This is a genomic window from Pseudomonas sp. NPDC090201 (assembly GCF_044746825.1).
In the GTDB taxonomy this organism is placed as follows: Bacteria; Pseudomonadota; Gammaproteobacteria; order Pseudomonadales; family Pseudomonadaceae; genus Aquipseudomonas; species Aquipseudomonas putida_AD.
Map to the genome: position 1 here is coordinate 37,214 of NZ_JBIVCX010000012.1, position 23,127 is coordinate 60,340.

Below are 23,127 nucleotides of genomic sequence, written 5' to 3' on the forward strand. Positions count from 1 at the left end.
GTTTTTATCAGGAATATAGATGGTTTACGCCTGTAGGAGCGCGCTTGCCCGCGATTACGATCTGTCTGTGACATCACTGTCGGCTGACACACCGCCGTCGCGGGCAAGCGCGCTCCTACAGGGGTCTATTCCGAAATCTGCAACTTGCGCGCTTCGGTGTACACGTACCGCACCTTCTCGTACTCGAACGGTGAGTTCATCTGCCCGTAGCGGAAGCTGGTGGTGTAGCGTCGGTCGATGGCGCGCAGCAGGTACAGCTCCGGATGGTCCTCGCTGACCTGAGCCACGTTCAGGAAGTTGATCTGCGATTCGGCAGTGAAGTCGAACACCAGGCCACCGGTGTCGCGGAAGTTCGACGGGCCGAGAATCGGCAGGACGAAGTACGGACCGGCCGGTACCCCATAGAAGCCCAGGGTCTGGCCGAAGTCTTCGCTCTGCTTGGGCAGGCCCATCTTGGTCGCCGGGTCCCACAGCCCTGCAATCCCAAGGGTGGTGTTGATGATCAGGCGCCCGGTGGTTTCCATCGAGCGCTTGCCCTTGAATTGCAACAGGCTGTTCAACAGGTTGGGCACATCGCCCAGGTTGCTGAAGAAGTTACTGACCCCGGTGCGCAGGAAGCTGGGCGTGACGTATTTGTAGCCGTTGACCACCGGCAGGAACACCCACTCGTCGAAGCGGTAGTTGAAGTGGTAGACGCGGCGGTTCCAGGATTCCAGCGGGTCGTAGACGTTGAGGGCGTTGAGCGACGAGCGCTCGAACTCCTGCTGGTCCAGGCCGGGGTTGAATTTCAGCGACTTCAGGGGCTCGGTGAAGCCATCCGGGCTTTCCACGCGCTTGACGGGTGCGGCCTGGGACACGATGGGTGCCTCGGCGGCTTGAACAGCGCCTGCGCAGAGCAGTGCGGCAGTCAGCAAAAGATGTTTAGCCACGGAAGAACTCCAGCATGGCGTCGCTGTTGACGCGATAGTTCATGTTGCCGCAATGACCGCCATACGGGTAAACGGTCAGGCGATCGCCAAAGGTCTTGCGCAGGAAACCCAGGTCGCCCGGGCCAAGGATCACGTCGTCGGCGTTGTGCATGACGGCGATCTTCTTGCTGCCGGCCAGGTAATCCTTGAGTGCATACAGGCTCACCTGGTCGACCAGTTGCAGCAGGCTGCCACCGTCGGTGCGGGCGCGCCACATCGGGATTACCTGTTCGGTCACGTAGCAGTCGAAGTCGCACTGCAAGGCTCGCTTGAGGAACGGTGACAGGCTGGTGCCTTCGCTGATCGGCGTCTTGGGCGGGGTGATCAGGCCACGGCGGTTGATCAGGTCGGAGGTGAACGCGATGTCGGCTGCCGAGAAACGGAACGAGGTGCCGATCAGCATCGCCATCTGTTCATTGGACAGGTGCTGCTTGGACTGCTGGAAGTCGTAGAGCAGCGCGTCGTTGAGGTCGATGTAGCCTTTCTCGCGGAAGTAGCGGGTCAGCTTCTGCAGCACCAGTTCATAGAAGGTGGTGCTGTTGGTGATGCCTTTCACCTCGGTCTGCACCAGTTTGTCCAGGTTGGTGATCGAGGTGTAGAGGTTCACCGGCGGGTTGATCAGCAGCACTTTCTTGAAGTTGAAACTGCGGCGGGTCTCGTCCAGTTTGCTGACGAAGGCTGCGTCCAGCGCGCCGAGGCTGTAGCCGGTCAGGTAATACTCGGTGACTTGCAGCTTGCTCTGCTGGGCGCGCACGGCCTGCATGACCCGGTACAGGTCTTCGGCGTCTTCGCTGGTGACGCCAGGGGTGGCGAAACGCGAGGCGGCGCTCATGAAGTCGTAGCTGGTCGGCGACGAAAGCTGTACGACGTTATACCCGGCTCCGTAATACAGGCGCTTGAGGTATTCGTTGAGTGTGCTGTTGTACGGTGCGCCGGTGCCCGCGATCAGGAAGATCAGCGGCGCCGGCTTGTCCTGCTTGGCCAGGCGATAGCGCAGTTTCTTCACTGCCCAGAAGTTGTCCGGCAGGGTGAACTCGCGATCCGGGCGCAAGGTAAGGCTGTAGTCGTCCTGGTCGATATCGGCGTCTTCAGGCACTTTCGCACGCAGATCGGGAGGCGTGGTGGCGATGGTCGCTTCAAACGGGTTGGTCAGAGGGAAGCCATAGCTGGACGGATCGACGTCGACCGCCATCACGGACGCACTCAAGAACAGGCCGCCAGACAGGGCGGCGAGGCGTAAAAAACGAAGCATGACTGAATCCCTTGGGAAGAAGTGCTGTTGAGATACGCAGGCTATGACCCGGGTACGGGGCGAAAAGTGCCGTAGTGGCATTTTGCACCGTATTTGAGTCATCCCCGTACAGACCCTAGGCGACAATACAGGTTCCAGCACCTTTGGCGTGTCAGCTTGTGCTTTTTATGTGAGGCAGATGCCGTTCGCTGTCTGCTACGGATATGCTGAGCGTCGTTTTTTTGCCCTTGGGGTGTGTTGTGTCCCGTCGTCTGCCGCAGGTATTGCTGTTACTCGCCCTGGCGCTCTGGCTGGCTGCCAGCTATGGCGTGCGCTATGGCCTGATGGAGGATGTGCGTTGGGTGGGGGCCTGTTCCGACGAGGCCGTTGCGCACTGGCAATGTTCGGTGCGTTCGAACCTGGGGCTGTTGATTCACTTCGGGGTGCTGGGCTGGGGCGCGTTGATTGCGTCGGTGCTCGGGTTTGCCTTGCCGAACCGTGTTGGCCGCTACCTTGCCTGGGTGGGGTTGCTGCTGGGGATGCTGGCGCTGGTGCTGTACTCGGCGAGCCTTGCGGTGTTTGCGGTGGTGATTGCCGGGTTGCGGTTGGTGCGTAGTAAACATACATCCCCGTAGCAGCACGGCTTGCCGGCGGGAGCGTCGTGTCAGGCAATGCATCTTTGGCTGATCCACCGCTCCCGCCGGCAAGCCGTGCTGCTACGGAGGGGGCAGATGCATTATCTAGATCCCAGACAGCATAAAGGGGAGCCGAAGCTCCCCTTTAAATCGTTGCACGTGCTCTTTTCTTATTGTTTTAGGGCGGTCTGTTGTTGTTTTTGGCAACCGGTCCCTTCACAGCGTTTTGGCGGTCCCCATCCGGGACACAAGAGCAAACGTATTTTTTTGAGCGCTTATCTGCTTTGGTCCACTTCGCTATCGCGACAGACCCAACCCGTTCGGACGCTACCTTGAGGTAGTTTTATTGTTCTCTGTAGGGTGGTGAGGCCTAGGCCTCTGCAAAGCACATCTACTCCAAAAAAATCAGTTGGCTGCGTCTCTGTACCGTTGTTCTTGTTATGTCAGAGCCGATTCATCTTATTTTTATTGGGTTTTCACATTTTGTTCTTGTTATGCAGGAGATATAGCAGGTGCCGTGCCAACTTTTTAAAAGTCTTTAAAATCAATGGGTTGCTGATTTAGCTGATTTGTCGGCTGCTCCGGCGTCAGCTATTCTGTTTCCGTGTTACCCGGATTCTGTTCTGCAATCCCCTCAGCGGTAACACAATGTGTTCCGCACGCTGCGCCACAGCGCCAGGGTCATCAAGGCGCAGGCCAGGGCCCATCCCAGCGCCTGCGGATTGCTCAAGCCCTCACGCAGCAGTTGCGGGACGATCCCCGCGCCGACGATAAACGCCAGCAGCGCCGTCTCACGCGGCGACACCCTCACGGGCCTGAACAAATAGAAGAGGGCGGGCAGCCAGAGCGTTGCCGTGGGAAAACTACGGTAACGAGGATCGAACACCATCGCCAGCATCATTACTGCCGCCCCGAACCCTGCCGCGCCCAGCCACCAGAAAGCCCTGGCGTCAAGCCACTTGAATGCCCGCCCGCGCCAGCCGGTTCTGGCCGACAGGGTCAAGGCGGCGTGCGCCAGCACCAGCAGATTCAACGCCACCAGTGCCAGCGCCCACAGGTACTCCCCGGTAAAACGGCTGGTGACCCGCGCAAGTTCGCCCCAGGTACTGATGCAACATCCGCCGAACACCGCCAGCAATGGCAGGATCAGCGCCTGGCGCGGCTGGGTCACTCGTCCGGCCAGCGCCAGCGCGATCAGGGCAATTCCCCCGCTGACCGCCAGCCATACCGGCCACAGTGGCAGGTTCGACACGGGCCCGGCCAACACGCCTTTCTCCTGGCGATCGGCATCGAACAGTCCCCAGTAACCCCCGACCGCCCCTTCAGCCCCGCGTTTCCACGGCTGGTCGAAGGCTTCGATCAGGTTGTAGTGCCAGCCGTTGTGCTCGGCCATGGCGACAAAACTGCGAATGAACCTCGCCTCGTTGACCCGGCTCGGCAGTGCGGTCTCCCGCTGCCGGCCTTCGCTGGGCCAGCCGGTTTCGCCGATCAGGATGTCTTTGGGGGCGAACTTCTCGCCGAAGGTCTGGCGAATCTGCGCCACGTGAGCCAACGCATCGTCGATGCCCCTGGGGTCGTCTTCCCAGTAGGGCAGCAGGTGGATGGTCAGGAAATCCACGGCGGGCGCGATGTCCGGGTATTGCAGCCAGTACTCCCAGACATCGGCGTAGGTCACCGGTTGTCTGACCTGGGCCTTGACCCGGCCGATCAGCTTCGCCAGTTGCGCGCCGGTCACTTCCTTGCGTAACAGGGTTTCGTTACCGACGATCACAGCGGTGACAACATCGGGGTAGGCGTTGGCCTCCTTGATCAGCGCCTTGATCTCCTTGTCAGTGTCCGCTGCACTGGCGCTGACCCAGGCGCCTAGCATCACCTTCAGCCCGTGCTTGCGCGCAAGCTCCGGGATCGCCTCCAGGCCCGTCATCGAATAGGTGCGGATGCATTCAAAGCGCGTCGCCAGCAAGGCAAGGTCCGCATCCATGCGTGCGGGGCGCGGCTTGAAGGGCTGGTCGAACGGAGACTGATCCTTGTCGAACGGCGTGTAGGAGGCGCATTGCAGCTTGTGCGTGGGCGTCGCGGCGTCAGGCAGAACCACAGGTTTCCCCAGTCCGTACCAATAACCGCACAGGGCAAACAGAGCAATCAGACAGGAGCAAAGGTAAAGGACGACAGGCGAGCGGGAAGTGGCGGGCATGATCGGGCCAAAAGAGGGCAGACGGCCCGCAGCATATCACCGGCCACCGCTGTCCCGTAGGAGCGCGCTTGCCCGCGATTGCGTGGTGTCAGACGCCAAACTTGTCGATGACGCACCGCAATCGCGGGCAAGCGCGCTCCTACGGTTCGGGGCTGGGCGCAGCATTTTCGTTAGCCATGCAATTTTCGGACGGACTGCGGCTGCTTTTACGACCTGTTTGTCGTTGATGGCCCAGTGATGTCGTTTCCCGTTGCCTGAGTGTCGCTAAGAGGAAAGGCACAAGGTTGGTGGGGGTTGATGATCGTTTCGTCAACGCAGCGAGTGCGGCTGCGCAGGCAAGTGGTTAAAGCGTGAAGGCCGGGCGATGCGCCAAATGTGGGCGAGCGTCGAAGGCCAAAAAAAACGTTAACGAAATCCGACGACCGTCGGGTTCAGACTACCGGGGAAGTACAGATGAAGATGCGAAAAATCCTGGGTGCCGGTGCCGCTCTGGCACTTGCCATCAGTTCCACGCTGGCCCTTGCCGACACCAAACCTGAGCTGAGCATCGGCTACGTGGATGGCTGGTCCGACAGTGTTGCGACCACCAACGTGGCCGCCGAAGTGATTCAGCAGAAATTTGGCTATCCCGTGAAACTGCAGGCAGTCGCTGCCGGGATCATGTGGCAGGGCGTTGCTACCGGTAAACTGGACATGATGCTGTCGGCCTGGCTGCCAGTGACCCATGGCGAGTACTGGGCCAAGAACAAGGACAAGGTCACCGACTACGGCCCCAACTTCAAGGACGCCAAGATCGGCCTGATCGTGCCTGAGTACGTGAAAGCCAACTCGGTCGCCGACCTGAAGACCGACGAGTCCTTCAAGAAGAAAATCGTCGGCATCGACGCAGGTTCAGGCGTGATGATCAAGACCGACCAGGCGATCAAGGACTACGGCCTCGATGGCTACAAGCTGCAGGCCAGTTCCGGTGCCGGCATGATTGCCGAACTGACCCGTGCCGAGAACAAGAAAGAGTCCATCGCAGTGACCGGCTGGGTGCCGCACTGGATGTTCGCCAAGTGGAAACTCAAGTTCCTGGAAGATCCAAAGGGCGTGTACGGCGCGGCTGAAACCGTGGACAACATTGGCAGCCTGGACCTGGCCAAGAAAGCCCCGGACGTTGCCGACTTCCTGAAGAAATTCCAGTGGTCGAGCAAGGACGAGATCGGCGAAGTCATGCTGGCAATCCAGGACGGCGCCAAGCCTGAGCAGGCGGCCAAGGACTGGGTGGCCAAGCACCCTGAGCGCGTCAAGGAATGGACTGGCAAGTAATCCTGCCATAAAAGATTCATGTTCATCGAAACCGCCCGGCGAGCCCTCGCCGGGCGGTTTTTTATTTGCGCCTGCAACTGTAGGAGCGCGCTTGCCCGCGATTACGATCTGTCTGTGACATCACTGTCGGCTGACACACCGCCGTCGCGGGCAAGCGCGCTCCTACAGGTGTCTCTTTCGCCAAAGTTGCCTCTTCTTTTTCCTGCGACGAGCAAGTTTGCGCGCACGGATGTAACAACTAATGTCGTTCTAATACTAAGGTCGTCTGGAGTACGGGCCAGAGCGGGCTAAAGTTGAATACGTGACATCCATCTGTGCTGCGAGGACAAAAACAATGAACGACAGCATTTACCTCTCGATTCAGAACAGCCCGCGTTTCAAGGAGCTGGTCTCGAAAAGGGAACGATTCGCCTGGATTCTCTCGGCGATCATGCTTGGGCTCTATGCCGCATTCATCCTTCTGATTGCGTACGGGCCTCAGATTCTGGGCGCCAAACTCAGCGCCACATCATCCATCACCTGGGGAATGCCGATCGGAGTCGGGTTGATCGTCTCTGCGTTCGTGCTGACAGCCATCTACGTGCGCCGCGCAAACGGCGAGTTCGATGAGCTGAACAACGCGATCCTGAAGGAGGCACAACAATGAGCCGGCGCCTGTTAGCAGCTCTGGGCCTTGCCGCTTTCGCACCGACACTCATGGCGGCGGACGCCCTGACCGGCGCCGTGCAGAAGCAACCCCTGAACATCGCCGCGATCATCATGTTCGTGGCCTTTGTAGCCTTCACCCTCTGCATTACGTACTGGGCGGCGAAAAAGAACAAAACGGCAGCTGATTATTACTCGGCGGGCGGCAAGATCACCGGTTTCCAGAACGGTCTGGCAATCGCCGGGGACTACATGTCGGCGGCGTCCTTCCTGGGTATTTCCGCACTGGTGTACGCGTCCGGCTACGACGGCCTGATCTACTCGATCGGCTTTCTGGTCGGCTGGCCGATCATTCTCTTCCTGATCGCCGAACGCCTGCGCAACCTTGGCAAATACACCTTCGCTGACGTGGCGTCCTACCGCCTCAAGCAGAAGGAAATCCGTACCCTGTCCGCCTGCGGTTCGCTGGTGGTCGTGGCGTTCTACCTGATCGCGCAGATGGTCGGCGCGGGCAAGCTGATCCAGCTGCTGTTCGGCCTGGACTACAGCGTGGCGGTGGTGCTGGTCGGTATCCTGATGTGCCTGTACGTGCTGTTCGGCGGCATGCTGGCCACCACCTGGGTGCAGATCATCAAGGCGGTGCTGTTGCTGTCCGGCGCATCGTTCATGGCGCTGATGGTGATGAAGCACGTCAACTTCGACTTCAACGTGCTGTTCTCCGAAGCCACCAAGGTTCACCCCAAAGGCGAGGCGATCATGAGCCCGGGCGGTCTGGTCAAAGATCCGATCTCCGCGTTCTCGCTGGGTCTGGCACTGATGTTCGGTACCGCTGGCCTGCCACACATCCTGATGCGCTTCTTCACCGTGAGCGATGCCAAGGAAGCCCGTAAATCGGTTCTGTACGCGACCGGCTTCATCGGCTACTTCTACATCCTGACCTTCATCATCGGTTTCGGCGCGATCCTTCTGGTCAGCACCAACCCGGCGTTCAAGGATGCAGCAGGCGCGCTGATCGGCGGCAACAATATGGCGGCGGTGCACCTGGCCGATGCCGTGGGTGGCAGCCTGTTCCTGGGCTTCATCTCGGCGGTGGCGTTCGCGACCATCCTGGCAGTGGTTGCCGGCCTGACCCTGGCTGGCGCCTCGGCGGTGTCCCATGACCTGTATGCCAGCGTGATCAAGGCGGGCAAGGCCAACGAGAAGGATGAAATCCGCGTCTCGAAATACACGACTGTTGCGCTGGCCATCGTGGCGATCCTGCTGGGTATTGCCTTCGAAAGCCAGAACATCGCGTTCATGGTCGGCCTGGCGTTCTCCATCGCGGCCAGCTGCAACTTCCCTGTGCTGCTGCTCTCGATGTACTGGAAAAACCTGACCACCCGTGGCGCCATGATCGGCGGCTGGATGGGCCTGATCAGCGCGGTCGTGCTGATGATTCTCGGCCCGACCATCTGGGTGCAGATCCTGCACCACGAGAAGGCGATATTCCCGTACGAGTACCCGGCGTTCTTCTCGATCATCATCGCGTTCGTGGGCATCTGGTTCTTCTCGGTGACCGACAAGTCCAAGGCTGCCGAAGGCGAGCGTGAACTGTTCTATCCACAGTTCGTGCGTTCGCAGACCGGCCTGGGTGCCAGCGGTGCGGTGTCGCACTGATTCGCACTGATGTTTGAGTAAAACCCGCTAAAACAAAACGCCCCGATCATTCGGGGCGTTTTTGTTCGCACGGATTGACTCAACCCTGTAGGAGCGCGCTTGCCCGCGACAGCAGTGTGTCAGGCAACGGTGAGGTCACAGACACATCGCGATCGCGGGCAAGCGCGCTCCTACAACGCGGGGATCGTCATATCCTGCCGAGCAGGACCAATATCAGCAGGATGACCAGAATCGTACCGATGATGCCCGATGGCCCGTAACCCCAGCTTCTGGAGTGCGGGAATACGGGAAGCCCCCCGACCAGCAGGAGGATCAGAATGATGATCAGGATCGTGCCTATGCCCATGATGAGTTCCTTTTCGTTTTTGTGAAGTGGTGTTTCATTCGGGTCGTTGCCCGGCGGGCAAAAAGGCGAACCGCTTGCAGATTCCGACCTGTGGGATGAGCAAAAGGTTCGACGAATCTGACGTAGCGGTTTGCCCGGCATATTCAGCGAGCTAATGAAGGCATTGTCTGACAATGCCGCTGTTTACACTGAGGTCACTTCCTCGGGAAACGACAAGGCACTGGCTATGCAAAATCGCATCATGATCACTGGCGCAGGATCGGGCCTGGGACGGGAAATCGCACTGCGCTGGGCCCGCGATGGCTGGCAACTGGCATTGTCCGACGTCAACGACGCCGGCCTTCAGGAAACCCTGAAGCTGGTTCGCGCAGCCGGTGGCGACGGTTTCGTTCAGCGCTGCGATGTTCGGGACTACAGCCAGCTCACCGCCTTCGCACAGGCCTGCGAGCAGAAGCTTGGGGGCATCGACGTCATCGTCAACAACGCGGGCGTGGCATCCGGCGGCTTCTTCGATGAGCTGTCGCTGGAGGACTGGGACTGGCAGATCGCGATCAACCTCATGGGCGTGGTCAAGGGCTGCAAGGCGTTCCTGCCACTGCTGGAAAAAAGCAAAGGCACCATCATCAATATCGCGTCCATGGCCGCCCTGATGCAGGGCCCGGCGATGAGTAACTACAACGTGGCCAAGGCCGGCGTGGTGGCGCTGTCCGAGAGCCTGCTGGTGGAGCTGCGCCAGCAGGAAATCGGTGTGCATGTGGTGTGCCCGTCGTTCTTCCAGACCAACCTGCTGGACTCCTTCCGCGGCCCGACGCCCGCCATGAAAGCCCAGGTCGGCAAGCTGCTGGAAAGCTCGCCGATCAGCGCCGCCGACATCGCCGAGTTCATCCATGAACAGGTGCAAAAGGGCGAATTCATGATCCTGCCCCACGAGCAGGGGCGCATGGCCTGGCAGGTCAAGCAACAGAACCCGCAGGCCATCTACGACGAGATGACCCACATGGCCGAGCGGATGCGGGCCAAGGCGCGGGGCTGACCGTCTCGCACGATCCGGGCTGCATTTTCTGATAGGGTGGCGCGCATCTTTTCGCACACCCTTGAAGGCAACCCTCGTGCTCAACTACCTCTGGTTCTTCCTCGCCGCCCTGTTCGAAATCGCCGGCTGCTATGGCTTCTGGATGTGGCTGCGCCAGGGCAAGAGCGTGCTGTGGATCATTCCCGCGTTACTCAGCCTGACCCTGTTCGCCCTGCTGCTGACGCGCATCGAAGCGGCCTACGCAGGGCGTGCCTATGCCGCATATGGCGGGATCTACATCATTGCCTCGATTGCCTGGCTGGCGGTGATCGAGCGCGTGCGGCCACTGACTTCTGACTGGATCGGCGTGGCGTTGTGCGTCGTTGGCGCCACGATCATTCTGCTGGGCCCGCGCTGGTCGGTGTCTTGATCGTCCCGGCCTGAGAATGCCCCGGGAAAAATCCTGATTCTGGATGCGGACCTTTCGGCAAGGTTGTGACGCTTTTGGCCGCTTTGTAGGACGTGTCTGTCAGCCAGCGCCTTGCGGTGTTGAAGGGCATGACTGATTTGATCGCGGCGCATTGAAGCGCCAGGGCGGGCGCGTCAACCTGCTCCCTCGGTTACATCCAAGGGAGTAGGAAAAATGCTGGTACTGACGAGAGAAATAGGAGAAACCTTCTCCATCGGTGATGACATCACGGTGCAGATTCTGGGCATCACCGGCAATCAGGTGCGCCTGGGGATCGACGCCCCGCAACACGTGAAGATTCACCGCGCCGAGGTCTATAAACGGATCGCGGCACGGCTTGCGCTGATGGCAAACCAGTCGACGGGCGTCTAGACCCGAGTCCTCACGCCTTGCGGCACTTTTTCATTCGTCGAAATACTCTTTGGGCACTTCGTGCTTGAGCATCAGTTGGCACTGCTGGCTGTCCAGATCGAAGAAGATCACCGCCTGGCCTTTGCTCAACGCATGCCGGACCCGCAGGACGCGGGTCTCAAGCGGTGTGTCGTCGCCATTGTCAGTGCCGTCGCGAGTCACGAAATCCTCGATCAGACGCGTCAGGGTGTCGGCTTCGAGTTGGTCGTGGGGGATCAGCATGGCAGTTCTCTGGGATGGCAAAAGGCAGATGGCGGGGATGCTAGCGTGGTTAACGGATGGCGGCTACAGGCCCGGCCGATGATTCGCACAAATCCCGTGAACACTCTGTTGGTGCTCAAGCTTAACTTCATAAGCACCTACAGCCGATGCGCCGGGATCACTCTGTGGGAGCGGGCTTGCCCGCGAATGCGTCAGACCTGACGCATCGAGGGTGGCTGACCCGCCGCCTTCGCGGGCAAGCCCGCTCCCACAGATCCTCATTGGCCGACCATCGTAGTTATCCCAGATCACGCAGCAGGGCTTGCGCCTCTAGCGCTGGCCTACCAGCGTATCCACCGCTGGCACACGGGTATCGGACTCCATCTGAGCATCGTGCTCCAGTTGATGGCTGAAGTTCTCCAGCGATGCATTGGCGGGCTTGGCGTCACTGGCGAATACCGGCGGGCTCATCATGTAGGCCGCGAGCAGGCGGCTCAGGGTGTTGAGGCTGTCGATGTGGGTCCGCTCATAGCCATGGGTCGCGTCGCAGCCGAACGCCAGCAGCGCGGTGCGGGTGTCGTAGCCTGCGGTGATCGCCGAGTGGGCGTCGCTGTAGTAATAGCGGAACAGGTCGCGGCGCACCGACAGCTCTTTTTCCTGGCCCAGGCGCAGCAGGTGCCGGGACAGGTGATAGTCGTAAGGCCCGCCGGAATCCTGCATCGCCACGCTGACGGCGTGCTCGCTGGAGTGCTGGCCCGGGGCGACGGGCGCGATGTCGATGCCGACGAATTCGCTGACATCCCACGGCAGGCTGCCCGCCGCGCCGCTGCCGGTCTCCTCGGTGATAGTGAACAGCGGGTGGCAGTCGATCAGCGGTTCGGCGCCGCTGTCGACAATGGCCTTGAGCGCCGCGAGCAGGGCGGCAACACCGGCTTTATCGTCCAGATGGCGGGCACTGATATGGCCGCTTTCGGTGAACTCGGGCAGCGGATCGAAGGCGACGAAATCGCCGACGTTGATCCCCAGCGACTCACAGTCGGCCCTGGTTGAGGCGTAGGCATCAAGGCGCAGCTCGATGTGGTCCCAACTGATGGGCATGGTATCGACGGCGGTGTTGAACGCATGCCCCGAGGCCATCAGCGGCAATACGCTGCCACGGATCACGCCGGTGTCGGTGAACACGCTGACCCGGCTGCCCTCGGCAAACCGGCTGGACCAGCAGCCCACCGCCGCCAGGCCCAGGCGGCCGTTGTCCTTGACCTCGCGCACGATGGCGCCAATGGTGTCCAGGTGCGCGGAAACGGCGCGGTCGGGGCTGTTCTGCTTGCCCTTGAGCGTGGCGCGGATGGTGCCGCGACGGGTGAGTTCGAAGGGAATGCCCAACTCATCCAGACGCTCGGCGACGTAGCGCACGATGGTGTCGGTAAAGCCGGTCGGGCTTGGAATCGCGAGCATTTCCAGCAGGACTTTCTGCAGGTAATTCAGATCCGGTTCGAGGATTTTCTTTGCAGTGGTCATGGGAGCTCCTCAATTGATGGCGCAAGACGCCCCGTGTAGGAGCGCGCGCCGATGTCAGCCGTGCACAGGCAGGCTATGGGGAAACAACAGATCGACGAAGCGCTCGGCTGTCGGCTGTGGCTCGTGGTTGGCCAGGCCGCAGCGTTCGTTGGCTTCGATGAACACGTACTCCGGCTGGTCGGCGGCCGGGACCATCAGGTCCAGGCCCACCACCGGAATGTCCAGCGCTCGGGCGGCGCGGATGGCGGCGTCTTTCAACACCGGGTGGAGGATCGCCGTGACGTCTTCCAGGCAGCCACCGGTGTGCAGGTTGGCCGTGCGCCGCACCGCCAAACGCTGGTCGGCGGGCAGCACGCTGTCGAAGGTGAAGCCTGCGTCCTCCACGGTGCGACGGGTTTCCTCGTCCAGCGGGATCTTGCTTTCGCCACCGGTCGCGGCGGCACGACGGCGGCTCTGGGCTTCGATCAACTGACCGATGGTGTGGCGCCCGTCGCCCATGATCTCGGCAGGGCGGCGAATGGCAGCGGCCACCACGTCAAAGCCGATGACGACGATGCGCAAATCCAGCCCTTCATGAAAGCTTTCCAGCAACACCCGTGAATCGAACTGCCGCGCACGCTCGACGGCGTCTTGCACGTCTTCAATGGTGCGCAGGTCCACCGCCACGCCTTGGCCCTGCTCGCCGTCCACCGGCTTGACCACGATGCGTTCGTGCTCGTCGAGAAAACCCAGGTTGTCGTCGGCATTGCCCGCCAGTTGCTGCACCGGCAATTGCAAGCCGGCGGCTTTGAGGGCCTTGTGGGTCAGGCGCTTGTCCTGGCACAGGGTCATGCTCACGGCGGTGGTCAGGTCGCTCAGCGACTCGCGGCAACGAATGCGCCGCCCGCCGTGAATCAGGGTGAACAGGCCGGCTTCTGCGTCATCCACCTGCACGTCGATGCCACGGCGATGGGCTTCTTCGACGATGATCCGCGCATAAGGGTTGAAGTCCGCTTGCGGGCCTGGGCCGAGAAACAGCTTTTCGTTGATGCCGTTCTTGCGCTTGATGGCGAAGGTCGGCAGGTTGCGAAAACCCAGCTTGCCGTACAGGTTCTTGGCCTGCTGGTTGTCGTGCAGCACCGAGAGGTCGAGATACGCAAGGCCGCGGCTCTGGAAGTGCTCGATCAGGTGCCGCACCAGCACTTCGCCCACGCCGGGGCGGGTGCATTGCGGATCGACCGCCAGGCACCAGAGGCTGCTGCCGTTTTCCGGATCGTTGAAGGCCTTCTGGTGATTGAGACCCATGACGCTGCCGATCACCGCGTTACTGGTTTCATCCTCGGCGATCCAGTACACCGGGCCACCCTGATGGCGCGGGGTCAGCAGGGTCGGGTCGATGGGCAGCATGCCACGGGCGATGTACAGGTTATTGATGGCGGTCCAGTCTTCCTGGCTCTGGGCGCGGCGAATCCGAAAGCCGCGAAACACTCGCTGCGACGGACGATAGTCGCTGAACCACAGGCGCAGGGTGTCGGACGGGTCGAGGAACAGCTGCTGAGGCGATTGCGCCAGCACCTGTTGCGGCATCGCCACGTACAGCGCGATGTCTCGCTCGCCGGGCTTCTCGTTGAGCAGTTCGTTGGCCAGTGTCGCAGGGTCGGAGTAGGTGTGGCCGATCAGCAGCCGGCCCCAGCCGCAGTGCAGGGCCAGGGGTTCGGCGTCCGGCGTGCTGCCGTCTTCGGCAAAGCGCGCCTGCAGGCGCTCATAAGACGGGGCCTGCCCGCGCAGCAAGCGCTGGTTAAAGCTTGAAGCATTGGCTTTCATCAATCACAGTCCTTGTTCACTGAGCCACAGGTTCAGGGCCGCGAGTTGCCACAGCTTGGAGCCGCGCAATGGGGTCAATTGACCGTCGGGGTTGGTCAGCAGGGTGTCGAGCATGGTCGGGTTGAACAGCCCGCGATCCTGGCTGGGGTCTAGCAGCAGGTCACGCACCCAGTTCAGCGTATCGCCCTCAAGGTGCTTGAGACCCGGCACCGGGAAATAGCCTTTCTTGCGGTCGATGACCTCGGACGGGATCACCAGACGTGCCGCTTCCTTGAGCACCTGCTTGCCGCCGTCAGGCAGCTTGAAGCGCGCCGGCACACGGGCCGACAGTTCGACCAGGCGGTAGTCGAGAAACGGCGTGCGCGCTTCCAGGCCCCAGGCCATGGTCATGTTGTCGACGCGCTTGACCGGGTCGTCCACCAGCATCACCGTGCTGTCCAGACGCAGGGCCTTGTCCACGCCTGCATCGGCGCCGGGCATGGCGAAGTGTTCACGTACAAAATCACCCGCCGCGTCATTGGCGGTCAGCCATTGCGGTGCGACGGTCTTCGCGTATTCGTCGTAGCTGCGGTCGAAGAAGGCGTCGCGATAGGCCGCGTACGGGTCGCTCGCGCCGTCCACCTGCGGGTACCAGTGGTAACCGGCGAACAGTTCGTCGGCACCCTGGCCGCTTTGCACCACCTTGCAGTGCTTGGCGACTTCGCGGGACAGCAGGTAAAAGGCGATGCAGTCGTGGCTGACCATCGGCTCGCTCATGGCGCGGAACGCCGCAGGCAACTGCTCGATGATCTCGCTTTCCTTGATGCGCAACTGATGATGATGGGTGCCGTAGTGCTTGGCGATCAGGTCCGAATACTGGAACTCGTCGCCGCGCTCGCCGCCTGCATCCTGAAAGCCGATGGAAAAGGTCGACAGGTCTTTCACGCCGACTTCGCGCAGGAGGCCGACGAGCATGCTCGAATCGACGCCGCCGGACAGCAGCACGCCCACATCCACCGCCGCCCGTTGACGAATCGCCACCGCTTCACGGGTGCTGTCGAGCACACGGTCGCGCCAGTCTTCCAGAGTCAGGTTGGCTTCATCGGCGTGAGGGCCGTAGGGCAGGGTCCACCAGGTTTTCTGCTCGACCTTGCCCCCGGCACTCACACGCATCCAGGTGGCGGGCGGAATTTTCTCGACGCCTGCCAGCAAGGTGCGCGGGGCAGGGACCACGGCATGGAAGTTCAGGTAGTGGTTCAACGCCACCGGATCGAGCATCGGGCTGATGTCGCCGCCTTTGAGCAGGGCAGGCAGGGCCGAGGCGAAGCGCAGGCGCTTGTCGGTGAGCGACAGGTACAGGGGTTTGACGCCCAGGCGGTCGCGGGCGATGAACAGGCTATTGTTGTCGCGCTCCCAGATGGCGAAGGCAAACATGCCGTTGAGCTTGGGCAGCATGTCCGCGCCCCAGGCGTGATAACCCTTGAGCAGCACTTCGGTGTCGCCACCGGAATGGAATTGATAGCCCAGGTTTTCCAGTTCGGCACGCAGTTCGGGAAAGTTGTAGATCGCGCCGTTGAAGGCCAGGGAAAGGCCCAGATGGCTGTCGATCATCGGCTGCGCCGAGCCGTCGGACAGGTCCATGATTTTCAGGCGGCGATGGCCCAGGGCAATCGGCCCCTGGCTATGAAAGCCCCACGCATCCGGCCCGCGAGGCGCCAGGTGATGGGTGATGCGTTCTACTGCGGCGAGGTCCGCAGGTTGGTTGTCGAAACGTAACTCTCCAGCTAATCCGCACATAAGTCCTTACCGGTTTTCCGTTGGGGAACGTGGCCGGGGAAGTCCGGCTACCCTAAGACTGACCGGTGAGGATTGTGAGAGTTTTAGAACGATCGGTTATAAGCGGGTGCGCACATCTGATCTCTGTAGGAGCGCGCTTGCCCGCGACATCGGTATGTCTGCGATGCAAATGTCGGCTGATCCGACGCTGTCGCGGGCAAGCGCGCTCCTACAAAACCAAGGGCGCGAGGTTCAATACCCGGTCATTTCCAGATACCCCACGCCTTTCTGGCTGCCGCTGACAGTCACCGGGCCTTCCCAGTAGGGAATCTGCAAATCCATCCACGCCTGTGAGTGGAGCGCTTCGACCGAGATGTCCAGACCTTTGGCCGGGATCTTCACCGACCACTGCGTGGGCATGTCGCGGCCATCGACGTCGGTGGTGTCCTGGGGCTCAAGTTCTATGTCGCCCGCTTTGAGCAAATGCGTGCTGCCATCGGCACCGATCCAGGTGCCGGTCAGGTACGGCGCGCCTTCTTTTTGCCGCATGCGGTAGAGCATCACCTCCGAGCCGTCATTCAAGTGCAGGGAGAACCAGTCCCAGCCGGTCTGGTTTTCGGTCAGCGGCTGGCTGCTCCATTCCCGGTCCAGCCATGCCGGGCCTGACACCTGATAAGCCTTGCCGTCGATCTCGATGCTGCCCTCGGCCTGAAAGAATGGCTGGCTGTAGTAATACGACGCCTGGCCCTGCTCGGACTTCTGGCTGAAGCCCTGCTTGCCTTGCAGCACCAGCGGCTTGCTGGCGGTGAGGTGCAGGTCGTAGGCGAACTTCGGATCCTGCGCGGTCACTTGCATGCTCGCCAGTGGATCGTCGGAAGTCGATTGGCTGCTCAACGTCCAGTTGTCGATCCACGCCGAAAACGGCGCAGAGGTCACGCCCGCCTGACCGACGCCGCCTCGGGCATAGCGTTCGGCGGCGTAGTGCTCGTCGCTGGAGGTCACTGCTGCGTGGCCCATCCACAGATTGCGGTTGCTCCAGCCCTGGTCGCTGCTTTCAACGCTGGCCGAGCGGGGCAGGGCGTTGCGGAACAGCGTCCACTGCACACCGAATGACTCGCCGTCGGCGTTTGTCAGGTTGGCAGTGATGTACCACCACTCGATGCGAAAGTCGTTGTGCGGGCCGTGATCCTCCGGGAACGACCAGCGCTTGTCCGGCGTCACCTGCGCGTAGCTGGCGGCATCGTCGGCGAGGCCGGCAAAGCCTTTCTCTTCTTCGGGCTTGTCGTCGCAGCCGCCCAACAGCAGCACCACCATCAGCAGGGCAATCGCCTTAGGTTTCATTGGCGAAGGTCCTCAGCAAATCGGCAGGGCGGGTGCGGTACAGGCGATACAGCGGCCAGGCCGACGCCAGCAGGGTGGCAAGCATCGCCAGCAGCATGAGGCGCAGCAGCTGCATGGGGAAGATCTGCCACGGCAGGCGCCAGCCGAAGGCCTGCACGTTGATCACTGCATCCAGGCACCACGCCAGCAACAGCCCCAGCGGAATCGCCAGCACCAGGGTCAGAACCGCCAGCAGCCAGGTTTGCGCCAGGTTGAGCAGCATCAGTTGCCGGCGCGTCACGCCCAGTGCCCATAGCGGCGCCAGTTGCCCCAGGCGGCTCTGGCTCTGGGTCAGCAGGCTGATGAACAGCGCCACACCCGCCACCATCAGCGTCAGGCTGTTGAGCGCGGCGGTGGCGGCGAAGGTGCGTTCGAACACCTGCCGCGACCAGGCCTTGAGCTGGATCTGGTCGACGATGCGGTTGTCGTCGATGCTGAATTTGTTGTGCAGCACCCGCAGCAATTGCGGGATGGCCCGAGGGTCGATGCGCAGGTTGAAACGGTTGGGTGCCAGGTTCGGCCAGTGCTCGAGCAGGTGGTCCGAATTGACCAGAATGTGGCCCTTGGGGTTGCCGTAGTCGGCATAGATTCCGACCACCCGCAGCTGCCATCCGCCTTCGGGGGCGGGCAGCGTGACCTCGTCGCCGACGCCGACGTTCAGCCGCCGGGCCAACTGTTCGCTGAGCATCAGGGTGTCGTCCTTGGCCAGTTGCCCCCAGGGATCGTCGCCCGCCGCTTCCAGCAACGGCCAGTGTTGCCGGTAGTGCGGGTTATCGATGATGCCGTACAGCTCGGCAGGCCAGCCGTGCAGTTGCAGCGACACCTGCCAGTTGGGCAGCACGGCGGAAGTCAGCGGTTGCTCGCTCAGCCATTTCTGCAAGGGTGCTGCCTGGGCGGCGTTCTGCGGATTGATGTACAGCTCGGCGCTCAGGCGTTGTTCCAGCCAGTGATTGAAGGTCTGGCGAAAGCCTGCGGTCATGCTGCCCGCACCGATGTTGGCGGCCATCGCCAACAGGAGCGCCATCAGCGCCAGACTCAGGGCGGGCAGTTGTTGGCGGCAGTCGGCGAGGAACCACTGGCCCAGCACCGAGCGGCTTTTGCCCAGCAAGACGTTGAGCAGGGCATTGAGCAACACCGGCAACCCCAGTGCCGCACTCAGCAACAGGCTGGCCATCAGGACGAAACCCAGCGCCAGGCTGTTGCCGAATACCGCAGCCAGAATGGCGATCAGCGCGGCGATGGCGGCAATCCAGCCCTGGCGCTTGAGCCAGCGGGCGTGGGTGTCCTGCCAGGCCTGGGCGTTGGCCAAGGCCAGCAACGGCAGGCGCGCCGCGCGCAACAGGCTGCTGGCACCGGCGAGAAACGCCCCCAGCAGGCTGACCCCCAGCCCGCTCAACCACCACCAGATGCTGAGGTTGAGGTGCCCGGCCACTTCGGCGCCGTACAGCCCGCGCAGGCTGGCGGCGACGTCCGGCAGCAGCACGCTGGCCAACCAGTAACCGCTGATGACCCCGGCAATGCCGCCGAGCAGGGCCAGCACGCCCAGTTCGATCACCAGGCTGCCAATCAGCCCTCGTGCACTGACTCCGCACGCCCGCAGATTGCGCAGCAGGCCACGGCGCTGTTCCAGGGCCAGGCCAATTGCCGCATGCACGATAAACAGCCCGACCACGAATGACAGGAAGCCCAGGGCGTCCAGATTCAGGTGGAAGCTTTCGGTGAGGCGACCCAGGTCGTTGTCTTCGCCGCTCTTGCGCATCACCAGTTCGCCCTTGATCCCGTCGGGCAGCTCGGGGCTGCTGTCGGCGAAATCCCTGGGCAGGATCAGCCGGGAAATCTGTCCCGGCTGATTGAGCAGTTGCTGGGCGAAACCGATGTCCATCATCAACAGCCCCGGCGCCATGTCGGCCTGGGCCCGCAAGGGCGGCAGGATCTGCCCGTTCTCGCTGACAGGGCGCTCGCCTTCGTGCAGCCCCAGCGCCTGCATGGTCTGCGGGGAAATCCAGGTGCTGCCCGGCGGGGTGAAGAAGTCGACGATCTGCGCGGTGTCCAGCGATTGTCCCGCCAGCGCCGTGTTGACGGGCAGCGACACCGGTTCGATGCCCAGCACGGTCAGGCGCTGGTCGGGCAAGTCCTTGAGCGTGACCCGCCCGCGCAGTGCGGGGGATACCGGCCAGCCATCGCGGCGCAGGGTGACGAACAGCTCCTGGGAGAAGTTCGCGCCGTTGGGTGCCACCAGAATCTTTTGTGGCTCGCCGCCGATCAGTTGCGCGGCCCGGGAATAGCTTTCCTGGGCCTGACTGTTGAGCGCCTGCACGCCGGTCAGCAGGCTGGTGGCCAGCCACAGCCCGGTGAGCACGCTGAAGAATTGCACAGGGTGACGCCGCCAGTGGCTGAGCAGCGCCTTGAGCGTCCAGAAGAATACCGGCATCAGGCTTCGCCTTCGCCAGCCAGACGGCCCAGATGCAGTACGGTCTGGCGATGCAGGCGTGCCGCGATTCGCGGGCTGTGGGTCACCATTAACAGGCTGGTGGGGGTGTCGGCCAGCAGGTCCATCAGCAGATTCAGGACTTCATCGCTGGTGTTTTCGTCGAGGTTGCCAGTGGGTTCATCGGCCAGCAGCAGGCCGGGGCGCGAGGCCAGGGCGCGGCCAATGGCGACGCGCTGCTGTTGGCCGCCGGAGAGTTGTTCGGGGTAGCGCTTGAGCAGGGCACCCAGGCCCAGACGCTCGGTCAGCTCGGCTTGCCACTGCGGATCGAAGCGCCCGGCGAGGCGCGCCTGAAAGGCCAGGTTGTCCTCGACCTTGAGGCTGCCGATCAAGTTGAACTGCTGGAACACCAGGCCGATTTCCGTCCGCCGCCAGTTGGCCAGTTGCGGCTCGTTCATCTGGTCGAGCCTGTGGCCGGCGATGTCGATGCTGCCCTGATCGACCTGGTCCAGGCCGGCCACCAGATGCAACAGGGTGCTCTTCCCGCTGCCGGACTCGCCCATCAGCGCCAGGCTTTCGCCCTGGCCCAATTGCAAATCCACCCCCTGCAACACCGCCAGCGGGCCCTGGGCCGTGGCATAGCTCTTGAACACGCCTTGGACTTGCAGCATCGACATGCACCTGACAGAAGGGTACGAGGAGCATACCGGGCAGGCCTCTGTTCTGCACCTGCCGCGTCCCCCCACCCGTAGCAGCACGGCTTGCCGGCGGGGGCGGCCTCAAGATCGCTCCCGCCGGCAAGCCGTGCTGCTACGGGGGAAGCGACGCGGCACCTGTAGGAGTGAGCTTGCTCGCGATGAGGGCGGTACATCCGACGCGTCTCTATCGAATGTACCGGCCATTCGCGGGCAAGCGCGCTCCTACGGTTCCGGGGATGCCGGAAAATCGGGTTTCACCGCATGATTGTAGGAGCGCGCTTGCCCGCGACGGCGTCGTGTCAGACACCCCATCCGTCGATGACCCACCGCAATCGCGAGCAAGCTCACTCCTACAGGGATGTGGTCAGGGCCGTTATTTGCCGCGAATCAGACTGCGCAACACAAACCGGTTCGGGTGACACGCCTCTGCGACGCTGCGGGGCAGGGGCAGGGGTTCGTTGTCGAGCCAGGCGGCAATCAGTTCGCCCGACAGCGGCGCAGTAATCAGCCCGCGCGAGCCATGCCCGCTGTTCACATACAGCCCGTCAAGCCAGGGGCACGGGATGTCCGGCACCTGCCGGGCGTCCTTGCGCAACACCGCGTAGGCCTCCAGAAAGGCCGCCCGGTCGGCCAGCGGCCCGACGATGGGCAAGTAATCCGGGCTGGTGCAACGAAACGCCGCGCGCCCTTCAAGTTGCTCGGCGGGCAAGGTATCAGCCTGCAGACGCTGACTCAGGTCTGGCGAGATTTCCCGCAGTAACTCAAGGTTGCCCAGGTGCTCGGCGGTCGTCGGCCTCAGGTCATCGCTCTTGAAATCGAAGCTGGCCCCCAGCGTATGCTCACCCAGCCGCCCCGGCGCGACGTAGCCCTCGGCACACACCACCGTGCTCAACGATGTGCTGGCCGGCGTCTGCGCCAGGCGCGTGATCTGCCCGCGGATGCGCTTGAGCGGCAAGTCTTCGCTGGCCGGGAAACGCTTGATCTCCGCGGCGCCGGCCAGCACCACCACCGGGGCCGAATCCAGCAGCCGTTCGCCGTCGAATGCCTGCCACAGATCGCCCTCACGGCGCAGCTCGACCACGTCACGGTGGGTCAGCAACTGGATGTCTGGATCGCTGGTCTGATGACGGCACAGCGCAGGAGGATGCACCCAGCCCCCTTGTGGATAAAACAGGCCGCCGCTGTTCAGCGTGATTCCGGCTTTCGCCTCGGCTTCATCCTTGCCCAGCACCTGCAGCAGGTCGCTGGAAAACGCAGCGGCCAGTTGCGCCTGACGCTCGCCTTCCTTGTCGTCGAAGGCCAGTTGCAGCACGCCGCAGCCATCCCAGTCCACACCGCGTTCAAGGCGTTCGAGCAGGCGCCGGGTGTGGCCGAAACCGCTGAGTATCAGCTGCGACAACGCGGTGCCATGGGCCGACAGTTTCAGGTAGAGCACCCCTTGAGGATTGCCCGACGCCTCTTGTGCCAGGTCCGCATGCCGCTCAAGCAGGCTGACCTTCCAGCCCCGTGCCGCCAGGCTCGATGCCGTCGCACAACCGGCAAGCCCGGCGCCGATCACCAGCGCCTTGCGCTCGCCGCTCACAGGTGTGGGGCGAGCGAACCAGGGCTTGGGTGTCGCCAGCGGAACATCCTCGGGCCAGCCGATGAAACTGCCCCTGAGCACTTCCCATTTATGGCCGATGCCCGGCACCCGTTTCATCTTGAAACCCGCCGCGTTCAGCGCGCGCCGCACCCAGCCGGTGCTGGTGAAGGTGCCGATGGTCGAACCCGGCGCAGCCAGGCGTGCCAGTTCGGCGAACAGTTCAGGGGTCCACATTTCCGGATTTTTCGCGGGCGCGAAACCGTCGAGAAACCATGCGTCGATGGGCCCGTCCAGCTGCGGCAACATTTCAAGCGCGTCGCCGATCAGCAGCGTCAGCATCACCCGTCCGCCATCGAACACCAGGCGCTGAAAGCCTTCGTGGATCGCAACGTATTGCTCCAGCAACTGATCGGCAAACGTCTTCAGCTCCGGCCACAGCGTGAGCGCGCGTTCCAGGTCGGCCCGGCTGAGGGGGAATTTCTCGACGCTGACAAATTGCAGCCTCGCGCCCGGCGTCGCGCAGGCTTCGAACAATTGCCAGGCGCAGAGGAAATTGAGCCCGGTGCCAAAACCGGTTTCGCCGATCACCAGGCGCCCGTCGGCAGGCAGCGCCGTGAAGCGCTCGTGCAGCTGGTTCTGGGTCAGAAACACATGGCGCGTTTCGTCCAGGCCCGACTCGGTGGAAAAGTACACGTCGGCAAAGGCCCGCGAGTGCGGGTTGCCGCGTTCGTCCCAGTCGATCTGGGCGTGCTGGATAGTGGTCATGGTCAGGCTTAGGCGGGAGCAAGGCCGCTATATTAACCCAGCCTTGGGCCAATCTTGCGCAACCCGGATTGACCCCTGACACGGTTTCGCGGTCATAGCCCTCACTGACTCGCTCGATC

19 protein-coding genes are annotated in these 23,127 nt (G+C 62.3%); 7 read left to right on the forward strand and 12 right to left on the reverse strand.

Features of this window, described 5'->3' with window-relative positions; genetic code table 11:
- Positions 1-125 precede the first annotated feature (125 nt).
- Complete coding sequence (locus tag ACIPOO_RS22945) at positions 126-929, reverse strand: VacJ family lipoprotein (RefSeq protein ID WP_274135769.1); 804 nt, start codon at positions 927-929, stop codon at positions 126-128.
- On the reverse strand, positions 922-2,220 hold the full coding sequence (locus tag ACIPOO_RS22950) for a serine/threonine protein kinase (protein ID WP_274135770.1): 1,299 nt from the start codon (positions 2,218-2,220) through the stop codon (positions 922-924). The genes ACIPOO_RS22945 and ACIPOO_RS22950 overlap by 8 nt, the downstream gene beginning before the upstream one ends.
- Positions 2,221-2,459: 239 nt before the next feature.
- Between ACIPOO_RS22950 and ACIPOO_RS22955 the strand changes: the two genes are divergently transcribed.
- A complete protein-coding gene (locus ACIPOO_RS22955) occupies positions 2,460-2,834 on the forward strand; it encodes a hypothetical protein (RefSeq protein ID WP_400610034.1) in 375 nt (124 codons plus the stop codon).
- 634 nt (positions 2,835-3,468) lie between these two features.
- On the opposite strand, the gene ACIPOO_RS22960 is transcribed toward ACIPOO_RS22955, so the two are convergent.
- The gene (locus ACIPOO_RS22960; RefSeq protein ID WP_400610036.1) at positions 3,469-5,028 is read right to left on the reverse strand and encodes a glycosyl hydrolase family 17 protein; all 1,560 of its coding nucleotides are present in this window, start codon (positions 5,026-5,028) and stop codon (positions 3,469-3,471) included.
- Positions 5,029-5,481: 453 nt separating this feature from the next.
- Between ACIPOO_RS22960 and ACIPOO_RS22965 the strand changes: the two genes are divergently transcribed.
- From ACIPOO_RS22965 to ACIPOO_RS22975, 3 genes are all read left to right on the forward strand, one after another.
- The gene (locus tag ACIPOO_RS22965) at positions 5,482-6,339 is read left to right on the forward strand and encodes a glycine betaine ABC transporter substrate-binding protein (RefSeq protein ID WP_274135773.1); all 858 of its coding nucleotides are present in this window, start codon (positions 5,482-5,484) and stop codon (positions 6,337-6,339) included.
- A 334-nt stretch (positions 6,340-6,673) separates the two neighbouring features.
- A complete protein-coding gene (locus ACIPOO_RS22970) occupies positions 6,674-6,985 on the forward strand; it encodes a DUF485 domain-containing protein (RefSeq protein WP_274135774.1) in 312 nt (103 codons plus the stop codon).
- The gene (locus ACIPOO_RS22975) at positions 6,982-8,640 is read left to right on the forward strand and encodes a cation acetate symporter (protein ID WP_274135775.1); all 1,659 of its coding nucleotides are present in this window, start codon (positions 6,982-6,984) and stop codon (positions 8,638-8,640) included. Before ACIPOO_RS22970 ends, ACIPOO_RS22975 begins: the two co-directional genes overlap by 4 nt.
- A 187-nt stretch (positions 8,641-8,827) precedes the next feature.
- Here the strand turns inward: ACIPOO_RS22975 and ACIPOO_RS22980 are convergent, their stop codons facing one another.
- Positions 8,828-8,986, reverse strand: a complete 159-nt coding sequence (locus ACIPOO_RS22980) for a DUF3309 family protein (protein WP_020290439.1) — start codon at positions 8,984-8,986, stop codon at positions 8,828-8,830.
- A gap of 226 nt (positions 8,987-9,212) precedes the next feature.
- On the opposite strand from ACIPOO_RS22980, the gene ACIPOO_RS22985 reads away from it, so the two are divergent.
- The 3 genes from ACIPOO_RS22985 (at position 9,213) to csrA (ending at position 10,839) form a co-directional block, all read left to right on the forward strand.
- Complete coding sequence (locus tag ACIPOO_RS22985) at positions 9,213-10,019, forward strand: SDR family oxidoreductase (protein WP_400610038.1); 807 nt, start codon at positions 9,213-9,215, stop codon at positions 10,017-10,019.
- Between the two features lie 76 nt (positions 10,020-10,095).
- Positions 10,096-10,428, forward strand: coding sequence for a YnfA family protein (locus ACIPOO_RS22990; protein ID WP_400610040.1), 333 nt, complete (start codon positions 10,096-10,098; stop codon positions 10,426-10,428).
- A gap of 213 nt (positions 10,429-10,641) precedes the next feature.
- Positions 10,642-10,839 carry a carbon storage regulator CsrA gene (gene csrA, locus ACIPOO_RS22995; RefSeq protein WP_274135779.1) on the forward strand — a complete coding sequence of 66 codons (198 nt, stop codon included), beginning with the start codon at positions 10,642-10,644 and terminating at the stop codon, positions 10,837-10,839.
- A 30-nt stretch (positions 10,840-10,869) separates the two neighbouring features.
- Here the strand turns inward: csrA and ACIPOO_RS23000 are convergent, their stop codons facing one another.
- The 8 genes from ACIPOO_RS23000 to mnmC all read right to left on the reverse strand — a co-directional run bounded on the left by ACIPOO_RS23000 (position 10,870) and on the right by mnmC (position 23,008).
- Complete coding sequence (locus ACIPOO_RS23000) at positions 10,870-11,100, reverse strand: YheU family protein (protein ID WP_081566003.1); 231 nt, start codon at positions 11,098-11,100, stop codon at positions 10,870-10,872.
- Between the two features lie 309 nt (positions 11,101-11,409).
- Entirely contained in the window at positions 11,410-12,597 is a 1,188-nt protein-coding gene (locus ACIPOO_RS23005; protein WP_400610042.1) for an osmoprotectant NAGGN system M42 family peptidase, read from the reverse strand.
- Between the two features lie 54 nt (positions 12,598-12,651).
- Entirely contained in the window at positions 12,652-14,400 is a 1,749-nt protein-coding gene (ngg, locus tag ACIPOO_RS23010) for an N-acetylglutaminylglutamine synthetase (RefSeq protein ID WP_400610044.1), read from the reverse strand.
- A gap of 3 nt (positions 14,401-14,403) precedes the next feature.
- Complete coding sequence (locus ACIPOO_RS23015; RefSeq protein WP_400610046.1) at positions 14,404-16,176, reverse strand: N-acetylglutaminylglutamine amidotransferase; 1,773 nt, start codon at positions 16,174-16,176, stop codon at positions 14,404-14,406.
- 231 nt (positions 16,177-16,407) lie between these two features.
- Positions 16,408-17,496: a lipocalin-like domain-containing protein gene (locus ACIPOO_RS23020; protein WP_400610048.1), complete on the reverse strand. Its 1,089-nt coding sequence runs from the start codon at positions 17,494-17,496 to the stop codon at positions 16,408-16,410.
- On the reverse strand, positions 17,486-19,966 hold the full coding sequence (locus ACIPOO_RS23025; RefSeq protein WP_400610050.1) for an FtsX-like permease family protein: 2,481 nt from the start codon (positions 19,964-19,966) through the stop codon (positions 17,486-17,488). Before ACIPOO_RS23025 ends, ACIPOO_RS23020 begins: the two co-directional genes overlap by 11 nt.
- Positions 19,966-20,634 carry an ABC transporter ATP-binding protein gene (locus tag ACIPOO_RS23030; RefSeq protein WP_274135787.1) on the reverse strand — a complete coding sequence of 223 codons (669 nt, stop codon included), beginning with the start codon at positions 20,632-20,634 and terminating at the stop codon, positions 19,966-19,968. The genes ACIPOO_RS23025 and ACIPOO_RS23030 overlap by 1 nt, the downstream gene beginning before the upstream one ends.
- 400 nt (positions 20,635-21,034) lie before the next feature.
- On the reverse strand, positions 21,035-23,008 hold the full coding sequence (mnmC, locus tag ACIPOO_RS23035) for a bifunctional tRNA (5-methylaminomethyl-2-thiouridine)(34)-methyltransferase MnmD/FAD-dependent 5-carboxymethylaminomethyl-2-thiouridine(34) oxidoreductase MnmC (protein ID WP_400610052.1): 1,974 nt from the start codon (positions 23,006-23,008) through the stop codon (positions 21,035-21,037).
- Positions 23,009-23,127: the final 119 nt, after the last annotated feature.

Excerpts from the sequence above, each read along its gene's own strand:
- ACIPOO_RS22950 (WP_274135770.1), bottom strand. The coding sequence starts at position 2,220 with ATGCTTCGTTTTTTACGCCTCGCCGCCCTGTCTGGCGGCCTGTTCTTG.
- ACIPOO_RS22960 (WP_400610036.1), bottom strand. The coding sequence starts at position 5,028 with ATGCCCGCCACTTCCCGCTCGCCTGTCGTCCTTTACCTTTGCTCCTGT.
- ACIPOO_RS22965 (WP_274135773.1), top strand. The coding sequence starts at position 5,482 with ATGAAGATGCGAAAAATCCTGGGTGCCGGTGCCGCTCTGGCACTTGCC.
- ACIPOO_RS22970 (WP_274135774.1), top strand. The coding sequence starts at position 6,674 with ATGAACGACAGCATTTACCTCTCGATTCAGAACAGCCCGCGTTTCAAG.
- ACIPOO_RS22975 (WP_274135775.1), top strand. The coding sequence starts at position 6,982 with ATGAGCCGGCGCCTGTTAGCAGCTCTGGGCCTTGCCGCTTTCGCACCG.
- ACIPOO_RS22980 (WP_020290439.1), bottom strand. The coding sequence starts at position 8,986 with ATGGGCATAGGCACGATCCTGATCATCATTCTGATCCTCCTGCTGGTC.
- ACIPOO_RS22985 (WP_400610038.1), top strand. The coding sequence starts at position 9,213 with ATGCAAAATCGCATCATGATCACTGGCGCAGGATCGGGCCTGGGACGG.
- csrA (WP_274135779.1), top strand. The coding sequence starts at position 10,642 with ATGCTGGTACTGACGAGAGAAATAGGAGAAACCTTCTCCATCGGTGAT.
- ACIPOO_RS23000 (WP_081566003.1), bottom strand. The coding sequence starts at position 11,100 with ATGCTGATCCCCCACGACCAACTCGAAGCCGACACCCTGACGCGTCTG.
- ACIPOO_RS23005 (WP_400610042.1), bottom strand. The coding sequence starts at position 12,597 with ATGACCACTGCAAAGAAAATCCTCGAACCGGATCTGAATTACCTGCAG.
- ngg (WP_400610044.1), bottom strand. The coding sequence starts at position 14,400 with ATGAAAGCCAATGCTTCAAGCTTTAACCAGCGCTTGCTGCGCGGGCAG.
- ACIPOO_RS23015 (WP_400610046.1), bottom strand. The coding sequence starts at position 16,176 with ATGTGCGGATTAGCTGGAGAGTTACGTTTCGACAACCAACCTGCGGAC.
- ACIPOO_RS23020 (WP_400610048.1), bottom strand. The coding sequence starts at position 17,496 with ATGAAACCTAAGGCGATTGCCCTGCTGATGGTGGTGCTGCTGTTGGGC.
- ACIPOO_RS23025 (WP_400610050.1), bottom strand. The coding sequence starts at position 19,966 with ATGCCGGTATTCTTCTGGACGCTCAAGGCGCTGCTCAGCCACTGGCGG.
- ACIPOO_RS23030 (WP_274135787.1), bottom strand. The coding sequence starts at position 20,634 with ATGCTGCAAGTCCAAGGCGTGTTCAAGAGCTATGCCACGGCCCAGGGC.
- mnmC (WP_400610052.1), bottom strand. The coding sequence starts at position 23,008 with ATGACCACTATCCAGCACGCCCAGATCGACTGGGACGAACGCGGCAAC.